Below are 17,514 nucleotides of genomic sequence, written 5' to 3'. Positions count from 1 at the left end.
CTTGCTTTTTTCGTTGAGTTTTTTTGTACTGAGACAAAATATTCGGTATAGAAAAACACTATTGAGCTTGTTGTTTAACTTCAAATTCGTTAGAATCTCGTTAAATCTATTTAGATCGAAATACATAAATTTATAATGGTTAACAAAGCGATAAAAAAGTTTATACTACCTTCTCTAGCTGCCATTGTTGGAGCTTCTATCGTTGTTGCTACAAGGGTATTTCCTACTTCATTTATTCTGACAGATGGTAACTCAACGGCTGAGTTTGATAACAGTGTCGATGGGTTCTATGATTGGACAGTAAATGGTACAAATCAACTATATCAAATGAGTACCTTTTTCAAAACCGATGCTCTTAATTTTTGTGATAGTGGTTTTGTTCTGATCGAAACCCCTGGATGTCTTGAGAATGGTGTTTTGACTCAGAACACGGCAGATACAGCAAGTATTACCTATACTTATCAAGATCCTGATACCAAAACGGATCTGTTTGTGGTTATTCTGGACTACGATCTTAATGGTGGCGGAACAAAAGGGTTTTTATCCTCTTTAAGACAAAAGGTTACTATTAACAACTTATCGGCTAATCCTTACAATTTTGAAGTAATTAACTACTACAATCTTGAATTAGGAGGAGATTTAGGGGGAGATAAAGCATCGATTGATCCAACTTCACCTTTTCCTGGTCTTCAAGTGGATAATGATGGGGATCTGTCTGTGGAGGGTACTGTGTATGCAACGATTAAGTCTAATACAGTCAACAGTATTCCTGATGCTTACGAAGTCAGTTTTCCTGGGGATTTACTAAACCCAGTGACAGGAATTACCGGTCCAGGCTTTACTGCCCCTCAGAATAACACAGGTCCAGTCACTGGTGACGGTTTTGAAGAACCTGCCATAGCTTATCGTCCTATTAATGAATCTATTCCAGGGGGAGGAACAGCTATGGGTGAACAAACCGTTGCCCTAGAAACTGTAGAAATTCCTGAACCGAGTGCGTTGATTGGGTTAGGCGGATTTGTGCTTAGTGCTTTAGGTTTGTCTCGTAACCATGACAATCAAGATAATAATCTCTCTTAAAATACCATTAGATAATAAAAAATCTATTGTGTGAGGAACATCAAAATTGTTATTCAATCCTATTCATAGCCTACAAGGGCTTTGTTTGATTCCCGTTGTCGGAGGATCAGTTTTTTCTTTATTAACGGTTGCTACCGTTAAACGGTTTTTTAAGGGATCTCCAAGTATTACGCCTCAAAAGAATCCCTTTACCCCCCCAGTGTCTGTATTAAAACCCGTGCGAGGTTTAGAAAAAAGTCTTGAACGCAATTTAAGAACTATTGCCACTCAAGATTATCCCAATTATCAAATTATCTACTCAGTTCAGGATGCTCAAGATCCAGCCTATCCTATCTTAAAAGAGATCCAACGGGAGTTTGGTAGCGATCGCATTTCTGTGGTCATCAGTACCGTTGAAGCAGGGGCTAATGGTAAGGTTAATAACCTGTTAGGAGCCATCCAAGAAGCCCGTCACGATATTATTATCATTAGCGATAGCGACACCCATCTACGGCCTGATTATATTAGCAATATTGTCAATCCTCTGGCTAATCCCAATGTCGGTTGTGTGTGTACCCCCTTCAAAGTGACCAAAGCAGACAGTTGGTACGAAAAAATGGAACTTTTGACCATGAATGCCGACTTTATGCCCAGTGTTATGTTTGCAGAGGTAACAGGGGCTTCTAATTCTTGTTTAGGGCCATCCATTGCCATTCGTCGCTCAACCCTAGATAAATTAGGGGGTTTAGAAAGTTTAGCTGATTATTTAGTAGAAGATTATGAAATCGGACGACGGGTATGGACTTCAGGACAAAAAATGGTTCTCTTACCCTATATGATTGATGTGGTAGTAGACCTAGCCAGTGGTCAAAATTGGTGGAGTCATCAGGTATATTGGGATCAAAATACCTATTTAGCTAGACCTTCTGCTTTTATTTCAACGGTTTTAATTCGTTCGATTCCCTTTGCTTTAATTTTTGCCTTATTAAGATCGGATTTAATCGGATTAGGAATATTATTAGCCACTATCGTTATTAGAATGATAAGTGCTATGATGGTAGCCCAGATAATGAAAGACAAAGAAACCATCAAGAATTTATATTTATTACCCTTTCGTGATGTAGTGGGTTTAATTTTTTGGGGATTAGCTTTTACCCAACGCACTGTTATTTGGCGCGGGGTTGAATTTAAGTTAACCAGTCATGGAAAAATGGTTAAACATCGTTTAATTCAAAATTGATCTTGTTGTTGCTTCTATTCCCTTCTCAGAAGGGAATCTCTAAAATGCAAGAATTAACCAAGAAAATTAAACAAAAAGCTCTTGAAATTGGCTTTCATAAAGTTGGCATTGCTAGGGTTAATACTGATTATCAAGATCATGCTGTTGATCATCTTCAAGCTTGGTTAAACTTAGGTTATCAAGCAGAAATGGCCTGGATGAATAACCCGAAACGCTTTGATATTCGTCAGTGTATGCCAGACGTTCAATCAGTCATTTCTGTTGCTCTTAATTATTATACGCCTCATCAACAGTCTGAAGATAAAAAACACGGTAAAATCTCTCGCTACGGATGGGGACGAGATTATCATAAAGTGATGCAAAAAAAGCTCAAAGCTTTAAGTCAATGGTTGGAAAACGAAGATAATACGATAAAAACCCGTTACTATGTTGATACTGGGCCTATTCAAGACAAAGTTTGGGCGCAGCGAGCAGGGATTGGTTGGATCGCTAAAAATAGTAATATCATCACTAGAGAGTATGGTAGTTGGGTCTTTTTAGGGGAAATTTTAACTAATCTGAACTTAATTTCTGATACTCCTCATACAGAACATTGTGGCACTTGCACGCGATGTATAGAGGCTTGTCCCACCAATGCGATCGCTCGTCCCTTTGTAGTAGACGCTAACCGTTGTATCGCTTATCATACTATCGAAAATCGCGCTGAACAGCTTCCTAAAACGATCGCCGATAATTTACAAGGATGGGTCGCCGGGTGTGATATTTGCCAAGAAGTGTGTCCTTGGAATCAGCGATTTTCCCAAGAAACTGATATCCCAGATTTTCAACCTTATTCTGGAAATATCGCCCCAAAGTTAGAAAAATTAGCCGATTTAACCCACGAAAAATGGCAACAACAATTTCCGGCCTCTGCACTAAGGAGAATTAAACCGACTATGTGGCAACGGAATGCTCGTGCTAACCTAGAAGAATAGAGAAATTAAATTAATGCACATTTGGCAACAGATGAGGACTTTTTTGGTTCCCTATTTCTCTCTGTGTCTATTGTCTCTTTAGTCTTAGCCAAACCATGTGACGCATACCTATTTACTTTAGATTCTCTAGAGTAATAGTTCTTTTCCCATGAGAAAAGAAACAATAAACATAATTTCTCTTGCCACTCTTACTCTTCATTCTTAACCCGCAAAAAATGACACTCAAAGTAATTGTTTTTGATTTTGATGGGACCCTCGCTGATACTTATGAGGCTTTTATTACTATTGCCAATAGTTTATCAGAAGAATTTGGTTATAAACCTGTTGATGAACAAGAACAGGAAAAACTTAAAAATCTCAGTGCAAGGGATCTCATTAAACACTCAGAAATCTCTCCTCTTAAAATACCGTTTGTTTTGAAGCGAGTTAAATCTGAACTCAACCATAAAATTAAAGACCTTGAACCCATCAAGGAAATCCCTACTTGTGTTAAACAATTAAAGAATAAAGGCTATACCTTAGGAATTATCACCTCTAATGCTGAAGATAATGTGATTAGTTTTCTCCAAAATCATGAATTAGACCAATTTTTTGATTTTATTTATACGGGATCTACCTTATTTGGTAAACATAAAATCATTAAAAAACTACTCAAGGAAAAACAACTCCTTCCCCATGAATTCATATATATTGGCGATGAAACAAGAGATATTAATTCTGCTAAAAAAAGTCATGTAAAATGTATCGGCGTAACCTGGGGATTTAATTCTAGTGAAGCATTGGCAAAAGAAAAACCAGATTTCCTTATTAATCATCCCAATGAACTAATAACCATACTGGACAATTATCAATATAACCTCTTAGATAATTTATCTAGAGTTAATCATCTAACAATGTAAAGATAATCTAGTAATAATAAACCCTTGCCAATGAAGAAGAAATAGCAAGGGGATATTATCTCAAGGTCTACCCTTTTTGTCTGATAAAACCTAAAACTTGTCTTAGTTGTTTCTTGAGTAGATCAATTTCCCCTTGCATGGTATTTACTTGTTCACGGAGAGTAATAATTTCTTGGGCCATAGTAGAATTATCAGTTACCCCTTCTGAAGTTTGAGAGGTGGATACTGGTAATTCTTTGGGTGTTGGATGCTTTCTTGCTTTGGCCATGGCATCTTTAATGGCCTCAAGTAGCTGTTTTTTCTCGAAAGGTTTTTCAATAAAAGAAAAATATTCAAAGGGTTCATTAAGTTTTTCGACTACCTCTTCTTTTCGTCCTGACATCAAGACAAGAGGAATTTTTTTGAGATCGTATTCTTTTTGCACTTCTTGGTAAACATCCCAACCACTCATTTTCGGTAGAAGAAAATCTAACATGATCAGGTTTGGTTTTTCGCTACGGATGAGATTGTATCCTTCAACACCATCTTTGGCTTCAAGAACTTTAAAATTGCCTTCTGGCAACATATCTTTAACCCGCATCCGGATCACTTTACTATCATCAATGACGAGTATTTTATGAGTTGACACAGTAAACTCCCTTTCAAGCGTTAAATCAATGGTTTTTGAGGTAATCGATCTTCACCCCTAACGGTGATAGGTTGGTTATCCCTCTTCTTTAAGATTCCCCAAAATTTCCCTAAACTAACAACCTCAATAGAAAAATTAGATTGAGGGATTATTGACTTGAATTGGTTTGTTTTTGAGCTTCTTCTACAGCGCGGTTGAAAAATTCATCGGTTGTTTCAAATTTAACTTTAATCGTTCCTTTCTCTTGGTCTCCTTTTAAAGTACTATACTCTTCTTTTTCTTCGGCAATAAATTGGCTAACTGTTTTATAAATAGTCTCTCTGGTATTGGTACTAACCTTCCCAACAGAATTAGGTAATATTTTATCTCCTAATAAAATAAAAGCAATAACAAATATCACACTACCCTGTAGAATCATTCCTAAATTAATTGAAATTTTCATGATAATCGAGCTACAAAAACTAACTTCATTATTTCTTTCCTATAAAACTGTTATAGTTCTTTTTCTCATGATACGCAGTGAAATTTTCCCGAAATAACTGTGATCAGGATCAAGGTATGATGGGTAACGGCACAAAGGTTTTTAGCATTTTGCGAATTTTTAATAAAAAGATAAGATTTTGTAATTTTGAGTCAATTTCGGGAGGATAGGGTCTTTCTCCTAATTTTTCTCGAATTTGAGCATACTCTGCTGCGGTTAAGGGTTCCCCATTCATTGGCGATCGCCCTTCGGTGATAATTTCCGTTCGTAACACTTCTTCAGGAATGTCTTCTGGTGGGGGCAAAGCAACTCCGATCTCTAAAAATATCATTGGAAGCACTACACTTAGGGGGATAACCCGATAAAATAAGGAATAGACCATGATTATAATCCCTCTCTAAAATAAATCTGGGGTAATGTTGTCCAGGAATATTATGAATCGTAACAATTTTTTCTTATAACTATCGATAGACTTAAACCATAACGGGTAAATTGTTGTTGGCAGGGATTTATTACTTATCTACACCTCAAAATATAAATATTCTCATTTCAAGTTTAAGCAGCCTTCAACCCTTATGTGTTACAATTTTTGAAGATTTTGCCATTGAGTCGGCATCAGCCACCTTACAAGCCATTATCAAGGAAACTCCATGACCACGAAAAGTAATTACGGTGCAGAGCAAATTCAAGTTCTTGAAGGGTTAGAACCCGTCCGCAAACGTCCAGGGATGTACATTGGAACCACCGGGCCAAGGGGACTTCATCACCTCGTCTACGAAGTTGTGGATAATTCCATTGATGAAGCTTTAGCTGGTTATTGCACCCATATCGAAATTGATATTAACCCAGACGGTTCGGTGACAGTGACTGATGATGGTCGGGGTATTCCCACTGATGTTCATCCTAGCACGGGAAAGTCCGCCCTAGAAACTGTGATGACCGTTCTTCATGCCGGCGGAAAATTTGGCGGTGGTGGTTATAAGGTGTCAGGCGGGTTACACGGCGTTGGTGTTTCGGTAGTGAATGCCTTATCTGAATGGGTGATTGTCAAAGTTTGGCGAGATGATCAGGTTCATACTCAACGGTATGAACGGGGAGTTCCGATTACCAGTTTAGAAACAAAGGCAGACAAAGATCACTCGACTGGTACTTCAATTTCTTTTTTGCCTGATAAAACAATATTTACCGTAGGAACTGAGTTTGATTATAGTACCTTGGCAGGAAGATTAAGAGAATTAGCTTATCTCAATGCAGGGGTAAAAATCACCTTTACGGATAATCGAAAAGAAGAACCCCATATTGAAAGTTATTGCTACGAAGGGGGAATTAAGGAATACGTCACTTATATGTGTCGGGATAAAGATCCCCTCCATCAAGACATTATTTTCGTTTCAGGGGAAAAGAACGGAACCCAAGTAGAAGTTGCGTTACTTTGGTGTGTGGATGCTTATAGCGATAACTTGTTAGGTTTTGCTAATAACATTCGGACCATTGATGGAGGAACTCATTTAGAAGGATTAAAAACCGTCCTCACCCGAACCATGAATAATGTTGCTCGTAAACGCAACAAATTAAAGGATAATGACTCTAACTTAGGGGGTGAAAATGTCCGAGAAGGGTTAACGGGTGTCATTTCTGTTAAAGTTCCCGAACCAGAATTTGAAGGACAAACGAAAACCAAATTAGGGAATACAGAAGTTCGGGGTATTGTAGATTCTTTGGTAGGGGAAGTCCTCAGCGAATACTTAGAATTTAATCCCCATGTTGCTGATAGTATTATTGAAAAAGCAGTCCAAGCGTTTAAAGCAGCAGAAGCAGCCAGACGGGCCCGTGAATTAGTGCGTCGTAAGTCCGTTTTAGAATCTTCTCCCTTACCTGGAAAATTAGCAGATTGTAGTACCAGAGATCCCGAAGAATCAGAGATTTTCTTAGTGGAAGGAGACTCCGCCGGCGGTTCAGCTAAACAAGGAAGAGATCGACGGTTTCAAGCGATTTTACCCCTCAGAGGTAAGATTATTAATATTGAAAAAACTGACGATGCGAGAATCTACAAAAATAATGAGATTCAATCCTTAATTACGGCGTTAGGGTTAGGCATAAAAGGGGAAGAATTCGATTCATCACAATTGCGTTATCATCGTATCGTAATTATGACCGATGCTGATGTGGATGGGGCGCATATTCGGACTTTGTTATTAACCTTTTTCTATCGCTACCAACGCTCATTAGTAGATCAAGGCTATGTATATATTGCTTGCCCTCCTTTGTATAAAGTAGAAAGAGGACGTAATCATGTTTATTGTTACAATGAACGACAATTACAAGAGCATATTAATAGTTTACCAGCGAATGCTAATTACAGTATTCAACGGTTTAAAGGGTTAGGAGAAATGATGCCTACCCAACTGTGGGACACAACGATGAACCCAGAAACTCGCCGCATGAAACAGGTAGAAATAGAAGACGCAGCCGAAGCCGATCGCATCTTCACTATTTTAATGGGCGATCGCGTAGCCCCAAGACGGGAGTTTATCGAAACTTACGGACCGAAGTTGGATCTCAATGATTTAGATATTTAAAGGTTATCAAGAGGTGAGAAAAAATGATAACTCATCTCTTTTACTAACAGTTAATCTTGTCTAATTTGCTGAAAAATTCCTTGAATGACGCGATCGCAGTTAGGCGAAGGACTTTGACTGATATTTATCGGGGGAACAGATCCAGGAGGCGGAGCTTCTGCAATATTTTTTGTTAAATCTGGATGATTTTGTGCAAATTTCTCGCCAATGCTTGTTGCTAGTTGCTCCACTTGTTCTTCATTAATTAAACCACTGTCAACAGCAGCATCGGTTGTTGCACAGATTCCCGCCATTGCACCACCAATAGCCCCTCCTACAACAGCACCTTTTCCAATGAACCCAGCACCTAGTACACCCACTGCAAGTCCAACTACTCCTGTTCCAAGAGCAATCAGCGCCACATAAGTACCTTTCATCGTTACTTTCCTCACAGTTTAGGTTATTCATTTACAGTGTACATATATTGTCAGAAAATTTTATTTTGAGTCGAACTGCTTGAGAATTCATTGTCTCAACTTTTATTATTCAGTTTTCATATAAAGTGTGCAAGATGTTAGTATAGTCGATTAACTTCTCATAGAAATTAGTCAAAAGTTAAGAGATTACAGTGTCATGTTCGGTATAGTTATAGGTAAACCCCTTTGAACTATCCTTGAGGCAATAGCCATTATGGCATCCAATCAAGATAAAGATGACTTCTTATATCCCCATTATCCTTATCGTGGGGAAGTAAAACCAGAAAATGTACTTTTTAATGCTAATTTACAAGAGTTTGCTCAAGAAGTTAGCTATCTTTGTAACTTAGAAACCGCCGGAAAAATTCAACCTGAACAAGCTTATAACAAAATCAAAGGTCTTTGGAAGAAACTTAGATTATCCAAAGAGGAATTGAAAATAGGAGAGAATTTATTTAGTCAAGAATTCGATGACGATAATGAGGACGATGACACTTAAAAGATAGGTTGACCAATTGTCACCTCTAAAGCTAATAATAATGTAACTCTTACATCATTGTCGATAATGTCCCGTTCTAAAGCGATACAGTATTATATAGTAGCTCGTCTTCTTCTTGCTCCTCTGATGGTATGGACCATTGTGACTTTGGTTTTCTTACTATTACGGGCAACCCCTGGAGATCCGGCGGATGCTATTTTGGGAAATCGCGCGCCAGAAGCGACTAAAGAAGCCTTAAGGGAGAGTTTAGGACTAAATAAACCTCTATGGTTACAATATTCCGCTTATCTGGGGCAACTGCTCAGTTTTAACCTAGGAAGTTCTATTACGAGTCAAGGTCAGCCGGTTTGGGAGGTTATCAGCCAGCATTTTCCGGCAACGGCGGAATTGACATTTTATAGTATGGTGATAGCGATCGCTATTGGGGTGACTATCGGTATTTTATCAGCGTCTCGCCCTAATACCTCTGTAGATGTGAGTGGACGGCTGTTTGGCATTATTACTTATTCTTTGCCCATATTTTGGGTAGGGATGTTATTTCAGTTAATTTTTGCTGTGCAGTTGCGCTGGTTTCCTCTAGGAACCCGTTTTCCCCTTAATCAAACTCCTCCTACTGGTTGGACTGGTATCTATACCCTTGATAGCCTTTTTAGTGGTAATTTGGGGCAATTTTTTACCGCAGTTTATTACCTAATTTTACCTTGTTTTACTTTGGGTCTATTATTGAGTGGTATTTTTGAGCGCATGGTAAGGGTTAATTTAAGACAAACGTTACAAGCGGACTACGTAGAAGCTGCTAGAGCAAGAGGTATCCCCGAAAGGAAAATTTTACTATCCCATGCCCTTAAGAACGCTCTCATCCCTGTTATAACCGTCTTAGGGTTGACATTTGCAGCCTTATTAGGAGGTGCAGTGTTAACAGAAGTGACCTTTTCCTGGCCAGGGTTAGGAAACCGATTGTATGAGGCGATCGCAGTGAGGGACTATCCTACGGTACAAGGGATTATGGTCTTTTTTGGGGCTATTGTAGTGGTGGTCAGTATTTTAATTGATTTAATTAACGCTTACATTGATCCTCGTATTCGTTATTAATGGAGGTAGGAAGCAGAAGGGGAGAGTAATACTTTAAAATTGATAAATACTAACATATATACAAAATTACTTTTAAATCATGAAATATTTGAACAAAATTAAAACAATTTATAGACAAATTTTAACCCTAATTTTATTGGGGTTTTCTATTTTAACGATAACCGCTTGTGCTTCACCAGCAGATGATAATCGAGTGGTTTTATCCATTTTAAGCGATCCCAAAACCTTTAATGCTGTGTTATCTCAAGAGTCTCCTAATATTTTTGGGTTAACCTATGAAGGGTTAATTACAGAAAATCCTTTAACAGCAGAAAAAGAACCAGCATTAGCAGAATCTTGGGATATTTCCGATGATAAGTTAACTATTACTTTTACTTTAAGAGACGGATTAAAATGGTCAGATGGTAAACCTTTAACAGCAGAGGATGTGGTTTTTTCTTACAATGATTTATATCTAAATGAGAAAATTCCTAACAATTATAGGGATAGTTTTCGGGTAGGCAGTAATGGGGATTTCCCTACTATTAGAAAGTTAGATGATCGACGAATTGAATTCAAAATAACAGAACCGTTTGCGCCTTTTTTAGATAATGCCACTGTTCCCATTTTACCAGCTCATATTTTGCGAACAACTATTCAAGAAACTGATGCTGAAGGAAATCCGAAATTTCTATCAACGTGGGGAACAGATACCCCACCAGAAAATATTATTGTGAATGGTCCCTATCAACTCAAAGAATATGTCACCAGTCAACGAGTTATATTTGAAAAAAATCCTTATTATTGGAAAGAAAATGAACAAGGAAATGAGTTGCCCAATATTGAGACAGTTATCTGGGCTATTGTAGAATCAACAGATACTTCGTTGTTACAGTTTCGCTCAGGAAGTTTAGACTCTATTAGCGTAAGTCCTGAATATTTTTCTTTGTTAAAAAGAGAAGAAGATCGAGGCGATTTTACCATTTATAACGGGGGTGCAGCCTATGGAACTGTGTTTATTTCTTTTAATCAAAATAAAGGTAAACGAGACGGTCAGCCTTTAGTTGATCCCATTAAATCTGAATGGTTTAACGATGTAAATTTTCGGAAAGCGGTTGCCTATGGAATTGATAGACCTCGAATTATCAATAATATTTATCGTGGTTTAGGAAGTCCTCAAAATACACAAGTTTCTGTGCAATCTCCCTATTATAATCAATCTGTAGAAGGGTATGATTATAATCCCGAAAAAGCCAAAGAATTATTATTACAAGCAGGGTTTACCTATAATTCACAAGGGCAGTTATTAGATAGTCAAGGAAATGAAGTTGAATTTAATTTAATTACCAATGCAGGAAACAAAATTAGGGAAGCGATGGGAGCGCAAATTAAAGAGGATTTAGGTAAACTAGGAATGCAGGTTAATTTCAGTCCTTTAGCGTTTAATGTTTTGGTAGATAAACTCAGTAACTCTCTAGATTGGGAGGCGCATATTATTGGATTTACAGGAGGAAATGAACCCCATTCTCCTAATCTTTGGTACACCGATGGTAATTTACATATGTTTAACCAAAAACCTCAACCTGGAATGAAACCGATTACTGGAAGAGTAGTGTCAGATTGGGAAAAAGAAATTGAGCAGTTATATATTGCTGGTTCTCAAGAATTAGACATGGATAAACGTAAAGAAATCTACAACGAAGCACAAGTATTAGTATCAGAATATTTGCCGTTTATTTATTTAGTTAATCCCTACTCGTTAGCTGCGGTTAAAAATCGTTTTGAGGGGATTAAATATTCAGCTTTGGGGGGTGCTTTTTGGAACATAGAAAAACTCTCAGTTAAGGATATTAGTGAACAACAACCTTAACAATTTATCAGCAGATAAGGGTAGCATAGGGTCAAGGACTGTTGACCCCCACAGTAAAATTAATAATAAACTTGGTTCTCAAGTATATACTATTGGACACCCTACACCCTACTCCCTGTTCAAATCCTTTCAAAAAAAATAACTCCGAACCCCTAACTTATCCCGCAGGTAATCATAGAGATATTTTTATGCAAAGAATAAGATTATTTTTCTGGGAACATCTAGCAACGAAGTAACGACTAGATGAGAAAGCTGCAAAAACCCTGAAAAAAAAGGTTAACTTTTTTATAAAGTAGCCATAACCCTATACCTTATAGTGATCTGGGAAAAAGACAGCAAAAGATGGGATGTATTTTTCCCACAATTTTATTAAGATAAGAAGCTAAAAAAGCTATCTAGTATCAGATCCCCTCTCCTTAAAAACGCTTTGTAAATCAGTGAGATGTCAAGATGATTTTAGATAAACTAAAACGCTGGGCCATTACCGAACCAATAGAAGACGATATCGAATACGATGACCCTAACTATGTTGAAATTGATGGCAACTCAGACTACGAGATGGAAGAACCAGAAATAAACGCTTCCGCTCAACCAGAAGTTGAACCCCGTCCCTGGGCAAAACCTATGGGATCAAATATCAATACAGAACTGAACATGAGAAACAATAAAGGTAATGTTGTCCCTATGCCTGGAATTAATAATATTGCTGAAGTGGTTGTGGTAGAACCTCATTCCTTTGACGAAATGCCTCAAGTCATTCAAACCCTTCGTGAGCGTAAATCTGTGGTTCTCAATCTTAATGTTATGGAACCAGAAGAAGCACAACGGGCTGTTGATTTTGTGGCTGGAGGAACCTACGCTATTGATGGCCATCAAGAACGTATCGGGGAAAGTATCTTTCTTTTTACGCCTAACTGTGTCAAAGTTAGTAACCTTTCTGGTACCGTTCATGACGTTCCTGAAATCCCTGTAAATCCTTCTCGTAATCCCTCTCCTGTAGCTAACTGGGGCGCAGAGGTGAATCGTTTAGTTCAGTAATTTTCGAGTCAAGCTTCTCGTTAACAGTCATTAAGCAATCAGCAAATGATAATCGCTGCTCTGAGGGAAGCTTAGTCTTTCTTGTTGACAACTTTACCATTGAAAACTTGTGTCTATTAGACTAGGTATCATTGGAGGCGGAGTGATGGCAGAAGCAATACTCACCCGTCTTTTAGCATCGCAACTTTATAACGCGAATACCCTATTAGTCAGTGAACCCCAAAGCTCAAGAAGGATCTTTTTAGCTCAAACCTATGGAGTTGGTGTTACTGACCATAACCAAGACATCTTACAAGCCACAGAAGCCCTATTATTAGCTGTTAAACCTCAAATTTTGGATAAGGTGACCTCTCAGTTAAGTTTAGACTCAGTGGACAATTATCCTTTAATTCTGTCTATTTTAGCGGGAATCCCCTTAAACCGTTTGGAAAACGCATTTCCGAACTTTCCTGTTATTCGAGTCATGCCTAATACTCCTGCTACGGTGGGAACAGGAATGACAGCGATCGCAGCCGGGACTCAGGTTAAACCGTCCCATGTGACTCTAGCTACTTCTATCTTTGAGGCAGTGGGGGAAGTGGTAGAAGTTCCTGAATCGTTGATGGATGGGGTCACCGGGTTATCAGGATCAGGCCCTGCGTTCGTCGCCTTGATGATTGAAGCCTTATCCGATGGTGGCGTGGCTTCTGGCTTACCAAGGGCGATCGCGACTAAACTCGCTGTACAGACGGTTCTAGGCACTGCTACGTTAATGAAAGAAACAGGGTTGCACCCCGGTCAGTTAAAAGATAATGTCACCAGTCCAGGGGGAACTACCATTGCAGGAGTAGCCAAGTTAGAAGAAAAAGGCTTTCGTTCTGCGGTGATCGAAGCCGTCAAAACAGCTTATCGGCGATCGCAAGAGTTGGGAAAATAACTAATAACTAAATCATGGACACTGATTTTATTTATACGTATCCCCCCTTAATTCCTGGTATTCTTAAACGACGGTATAAACGTTTTTTAGCGGATATAGAGTTAGAATCAGGGGAAATGATTACGGCACATTGTGCTAATACGGGGCCGATGATCGGGGTGTGTGATGCAGAGAGTCGAGTCTATGTTTCTAAAAGTAATAATCCTAAGCGCAAATTGGCTTATAGTTGGGAATTAATTGAAGTAAATAATACATGGGTGGGGATTAATACGGCTTTACCTAATCGTGTCATTAAACAGATTTTAGAACAAGAAAAATTACCATATTTAAAAGGAAAATATAATAAAGTTCGTTCAGAAGTTCCCTACGGAAAAGATAAAAAAAGTCGAATCGATTTTGTTTTAACCAATGAAACGGAGCAAAATCCGATTTATTTAGAAGTCAAAAATACTACCTTAGCTAAAGATGCAATTGCCCTATTTCCTGATACTGTTACTACTCGTGGTCAAAAACATTTACGGGAATTAATGGATTTATTACCGAATGCTCAACCAATAATGTTGTATTTTATTAATCGGGGGGATTGTCAGCAATTTTCTCCAGGGGATAATTATGATCCAGAGTATGGAAAATTATTTCGAGAAGCTGTTAAGAAAGGGGTTGAAATTTTACCTTGTCGTTTTGAAATTACGCCCCAAGGAATTCGTTATTTAGGATTGGCAGATTTGAAATCTTAACCTCTTTTATATTTTATTCTTTTAATTATCAATCTTCTTTTTTAAAAATTAAGTAATTATTAAAACTGGCATCTTGCACCCCTTATAAGAAAACTTAGCAATCAAAGTCTATACTAGCTAGTTTTATCAAAGGTGCAAAATATGAGTAAAAGATACAAATTGTGTACATAGGGTTCTTATTCGTCTAAATATTGGGACGATTTAACTATTAACCTTGACAAGAAATTGTTATGACTAAAATTTACTTTGGAACTAACCGAAATCTCCTGAACGAAGAAAATGGTGACTTTGGCAGTAACTTCAGTGACGATGGACTGGCTAACTTGCGCTTCGGACAAGCTGAAGTTACAGGAGAGGATTTTTCTCAATATCAAATCCAACTTGCACCAGAAAACCTTTTTGCTGATCCCCCAGTTTTAGGGAGTCAAACTATTTTACAACAAGTGTCTCAAGAGATGAGAGAAAAAGGAGAAGATACCCTAATCTTCATTCATGGTTATAACACCAGTTTTCGAGAAAGTTTAACAGCAGCAGCGAAACTCCATCAGGTATTAACCAGTAATGATCCTCGTAATCCCCAACCGTCTTTAAAATTGAATATCTGTTTATTTTCTTGGCCTTCCGATGGTTCATTGTTATTAGGCGATCGCAATGCAGCTAATAAGATCGCTTATCGAAATGATCGCTTAGATGCGGCCGCCTCTGGGCCAGCTTTTGCTAGATCATTTCTCAAAGTGGCCGACTTTATCAATGGTTTAGATACCCGATGTCAACAGAAACTGCATCTTCTTGCTCATAGTATGGGTAATTATGTCTTACGCTTCGCCGTACAAGAATTAAAAAACCAAGTTGGCGATCAATTACCCAGACTATTCGATCAAATTCTGATGATGGCCGCTGACGAAGATGATGATGCTTTTGATCGTCAAGACAAATTGTTTGATCTGCCACGGATCACCCGTCGTACCAGTGTCTACTTTAATCGAGAGGATCTCGCTTTATGGGCCAGCGATCGCTTTAAAGGGAATCCTCCTCGTCTCGGTACCGATGGACCAATTCAACCTCGACAACTGCCTCGCAATGTGTATCCAATTGATTGTACTAAGGTGATTTCTCGTTTTACTGATCCCTCTGAACATGGCTATTATATTAGTGTGCCTCGTGTTGTTACAGATATGCGTTTTGTGTTGCAAGATGAAATTCCTGATGAAATTCTCGGACGTAAATATATCTCTGAAACCAATCGTTATCGATTACTTGAAAACTTAACATAACGATTAGTTGCTAGACTGACGATTAATTGTCCAGAAGGGAAAGGTTTGACTCGGATTAATGATTACCCCATCAATATTATTTTGAGCAAAAGCATATTCTTTTGTCTGCCAAAGAGGGATATAGGGAACATCTTCGGCCAAAATTTCTTGAATTTCAGCAAAAATTTGTTGTCTTTGTTGAGGGTCTGATTCTTCTCTTTGTTGGGCAATTAATTGATTAACTTGTTCATTATAATAAAATGATCCTTGACTTTGGGAACCCCCTTCAATACATCCTTCTTCTGGTGAACCTTTAGCACAATAAAGAAAAGGATAAATATAGTTATCTGCATCTAAAAAGTCTGGATACCAATTAGATAATATTGACTGGTATAACCCCTGACTTAAATTTTTGAAGAAAGCAGCCGAAGCAATACTATTAGGAACAAATTGTAACATTCCTTCTAAGTCTCGTTCGGCTAAACTTTTGAGAATAGCAGCAACTTGACTAGAATTAACCGAACCAGAAGAATGCCAAATTTCTACGGTAGCAGGGTTATCAGCAGAAAAACCAGCTTCTTGTAGGAGTTGTTTGGCTGCTTCCTTATCATTATCCCCATAACGTTCCTGAAACACTGGTTTAGACGCATCAAAAGCGACAGGAATCATACTATAAAGAGGCTGACCTTGACCTTTGAGAATACGTTCATTGAGAAGTTGACGATCCATTACAGAAGCGATCGCTTGTCGAACTGGTTTCTGTTGAACAAATTCTGTCTGCACATTTAAGGCCATGAAAGAAATAGCCGTCCCTGGATTTTCGATCACTTGTCCTTTGCCTGAATCTGCTTCTTGTTGTAATTGTAGAACTTGTTCCGGGGTCAAAGATTGATAAGCGACATCTACTGCTTGAGTCCGAAAGGCATTAAAGAGGTTAGCCGGGTTGGTAGGATAAATTTGTACATCAATGCCCTTATTATTGGGTTTTTCGCCCCAGTAGTTCTCAAAAACGTCTAATTGTACCGAATCACTACTAAAATTATTGAGTTTATAGGGGCCAGTTCCTACCAGATTATCTGGAATAAACTTACCTTCTCCTATTTGATAGGCTTGAGGAGACACAGCACAAGCTCCAGGAAAGGCAAGAAGGGCTGGAAAAGCGGAAAAAGGTTGTTTTAGGGTAATGGTTAACTCATACTCTCCTGTGGCTTCTACAGTATCAATGGTGTCAGCTAATAAGAAGGAGGGTTTACCCCCATTATTAATAAACCGTTCCAATGAAAAAACCATAGCCTCTGCATTAAAGGGAGTATCGTCGTGGAAGGTAACTCCTTCTCTTAGGGGAATAGTATAAGTTAAGCCATCATCGCTGACGGTGGGCATTTCTGTGGCTAGTTCAGGCGTTAACGTAGTGGTTCCCAGTTCATAGGTGTAAAGGGTATCACTGAGATTGTAAATGATGGTAAGTCCGGCCATTTCGTAACTATCTGCCGGATCAATGGTACGGGGTTGGGCTGTGGTTCCGATGATAATGCGATCGCCTGTTGTGGTAGCAGTGGGAGAGGGTGTAGTGTCTGGTTGTTGGTTACACGCCACTGTTAGAAGGAAACAGAAGCTAAATAGCACGATAAATTTTGTTAGTTGGCGTAGTCGCTTCCAAGGCCAAAACCCGTTAATCATCATTTTTACTGTTTTCTGGTGAACGCTCCTGTTTGGTGACTGATAATTAGGTCAGAAGGTTTCTCTTCAATCTATTTATTGTTATTTAACCATTGACGAAACTCCCGAATTAATGAATTTTCTCCTATCTTCCCC

General features: G+C 38.4%; 17 protein-coding genes. 12 read left to right on the top strand and 5 right to left on the bottom strand.

Annotation, left to right across the window (positions count from 1 at the left end; translation table 11 throughout):
• The first annotated feature begins 135 nt into the window (after nucleotides 1-135).
• From CY0110_RS22150 to CY0110_RS22135, 4 genes are all read left to right on the top strand, one after another.
• Nucleotides 136-1,080: a hypothetical protein gene (locus CY0110_RS22150; RefSeq protein ID WP_008277809.1), complete on the top strand. Its 945-nt coding sequence runs from the start codon at nucleotides 136-138 to the stop codon at nucleotides 1,078-1,080.
• A gap of 46 nt (nucleotides 1,081-1,126) precedes the next feature.
• Complete coding sequence (locus CY0110_RS22145; RefSeq protein WP_008277808.1) at nucleotides 1,127-2,299, top strand: glycosyltransferase; 1,173 nt, start codon at nucleotides 1,127-1,129, stop codon at nucleotides 2,297-2,299.
• 44 nt (nucleotides 2,300-2,343) lie between these two features.
• Complete coding sequence (queG, locus tag CY0110_RS22140; protein ID WP_008277807.1) at nucleotides 2,344-3,273, top strand: tRNA epoxyqueuosine(34) reductase QueG; 930 nt, start codon at nucleotides 2,344-2,346, stop codon at nucleotides 3,271-3,273.
• A gap of 215 nt (nucleotides 3,274-3,488) precedes the next feature.
• Nucleotides 3,489-4,172, top strand: a complete 684-nt coding sequence (locus CY0110_RS22135; RefSeq protein ID WP_008277806.1) for an HAD-IIIC family phosphatase — start codon at nucleotides 3,489-3,491, stop codon at nucleotides 4,170-4,172.
• Nucleotides 4,173-4,239: 67 nt separating this feature from the next.
• On the opposite strand, the gene CY0110_RS22130 is transcribed toward CY0110_RS22135, so the two are convergent.
• From CY0110_RS22130 to CY0110_RS22120, 3 genes are all read right to left on the bottom strand, one after another.
• Nucleotides 4,240-4,800, bottom strand: a complete 561-nt coding sequence (locus CY0110_RS22130; RefSeq protein WP_035800348.1) for a response regulator — start codon at nucleotides 4,798-4,800, stop codon at nucleotides 4,240-4,242.
• A 148-nt stretch (nucleotides 4,801-4,948) separates the two neighbouring features.
• Nucleotides 4,949-5,242, bottom strand: a complete 294-nt coding sequence (locus CY0110_RS22125; protein ID WP_008277804.1) for a hypothetical protein — start codon at nucleotides 5,240-5,242, stop codon at nucleotides 4,949-4,951.
• Between the two features lie 109 nt (nucleotides 5,243-5,351).
• Nucleotides 5,352-5,663 carry a hypothetical protein gene (locus tag CY0110_RS22120; RefSeq protein ID WP_008277803.1) on the bottom strand — a complete coding sequence of 104 codons (312 nt, stop codon included), beginning with the start codon at nucleotides 5,661-5,663 and terminating at the stop codon, nucleotides 5,352-5,354.
• A 268-nt stretch (nucleotides 5,664-5,931) separates the two neighbouring features.
• Here CY0110_RS22120 and gyrB point away from each other — a divergent pair, with 268 nt between their 5' ends.
• The gene (gyrB, locus tag CY0110_RS22115; protein WP_008277801.1) at nucleotides 5,932-7,860 is read left to right on the top strand and encodes a DNA topoisomerase (ATP-hydrolyzing) subunit B; all 1,929 of its coding nucleotides are present in this window, start codon (nucleotides 5,932-5,934) and stop codon (nucleotides 7,858-7,860) included.
• 50 nt (nucleotides 7,861-7,910) lie between these two features.
• Here gyrB and CY0110_RS22110 read toward each other — a convergent pair whose 3' ends face one another.
• A complete protein-coding gene (locus tag CY0110_RS22110) occupies nucleotides 7,911-8,276 on the bottom strand; it encodes a hypothetical protein (protein WP_008277800.1) in 366 nt (121 codons plus the stop codon).
• Nucleotides 8,277-8,529: 253 nt separating this feature from the next.
• Between CY0110_RS22110 and CY0110_RS22105 the strand changes: the two genes are divergently transcribed.
• The 7 genes from CY0110_RS22105 to CY0110_RS22075 all read left to right on the top strand — a co-directional run bounded on the left by CY0110_RS22105 (nucleotide 8,530) and on the right by CY0110_RS22075 (nucleotide 15,720).
• The gene (locus tag CY0110_RS22105; protein WP_008277799.1) at nucleotides 8,530-8,814 is read left to right on the top strand and encodes a DUF7219 family protein; all 285 of its coding nucleotides are present in this window, start codon (nucleotides 8,530-8,532) and stop codon (nucleotides 8,812-8,814) included.
• Nucleotides 8,815-8,880: 66 nt separating this feature from the next.
• Complete coding sequence (locus CY0110_RS22100; RefSeq protein ID WP_008277798.1) at nucleotides 8,881-9,906, top strand: ABC transporter permease; 1,026 nt, start codon at nucleotides 8,881-8,883, stop codon at nucleotides 9,904-9,906.
• Nucleotides 9,907-9,985: 79 nt separating this feature from the next.
• A complete protein-coding gene (locus tag CY0110_RS22095; RefSeq protein WP_008277797.1) occupies nucleotides 9,986-11,755 on the top strand; it encodes an ABC transporter substrate-binding protein in 1,770 nt (589 codons plus the stop codon).
• Between the two features lie 450 nt (nucleotides 11,756-12,205).
• A complete protein-coding gene (locus tag CY0110_RS22090) occupies nucleotides 12,206-12,793 on the top strand; it encodes a cell division protein SepF (protein WP_008277796.1) in 588 nt (195 codons plus the stop codon).
• A 109-nt stretch (nucleotides 12,794-12,902) separates the two neighbouring features.
• Nucleotides 12,903-13,709, top strand: coding sequence for a pyrroline-5-carboxylate reductase (gene proC / locus CY0110_RS22085; protein WP_008277795.1), 807 nt, complete (start codon nucleotides 12,903-12,905; stop codon nucleotides 13,707-13,709).
• Nucleotides 13,710-13,723: 14 nt separating this feature from the next.
• Nucleotides 13,724-14,446, top strand: coding sequence for a DNA/RNA nuclease SfsA (sfsA, locus tag CY0110_RS22080; RefSeq protein ID WP_008277794.1), 723 nt, complete (start codon nucleotides 13,724-13,726; stop codon nucleotides 14,444-14,446).
• A 230-nt stretch (nucleotides 14,447-14,676) separates the two neighbouring features.
• Nucleotides 14,677-15,720, top strand: a complete 1,044-nt coding sequence (locus CY0110_RS22075) for an alpha/beta hydrolase (protein ID WP_008277793.1) — start codon at nucleotides 14,677-14,679, stop codon at nucleotides 15,718-15,720.
• 3 nt (nucleotides 15,721-15,723) lie between these two features.
• Here the strand turns inward: CY0110_RS22075 and CY0110_RS22070 are convergent, their stop codons facing one another.
• Nucleotides 15,724-17,382, bottom strand: a complete 1,659-nt coding sequence (locus tag CY0110_RS22070; protein ID WP_008277792.1) for an ABC transporter substrate-binding protein — start codon at nucleotides 17,380-17,382, stop codon at nucleotides 15,724-15,726.
• Between the last annotated feature and the right edge of the window lie 132 nt (nucleotides 17,383-17,514).

Source organism: Crocosphaera chwakensis CCY0110 (assembly GCF_000169335.1).
Classification (GTDB): domain Bacteria; phylum Cyanobacteriota; class Cyanobacteriia; order Cyanobacteriales; family Microcystaceae; genus Crocosphaera; species Crocosphaera chwakensis.
Note: the sequence above shows the minus strand (reverse complement) of the source record. Positions and strands in the feature narration are given on the sequence as shown.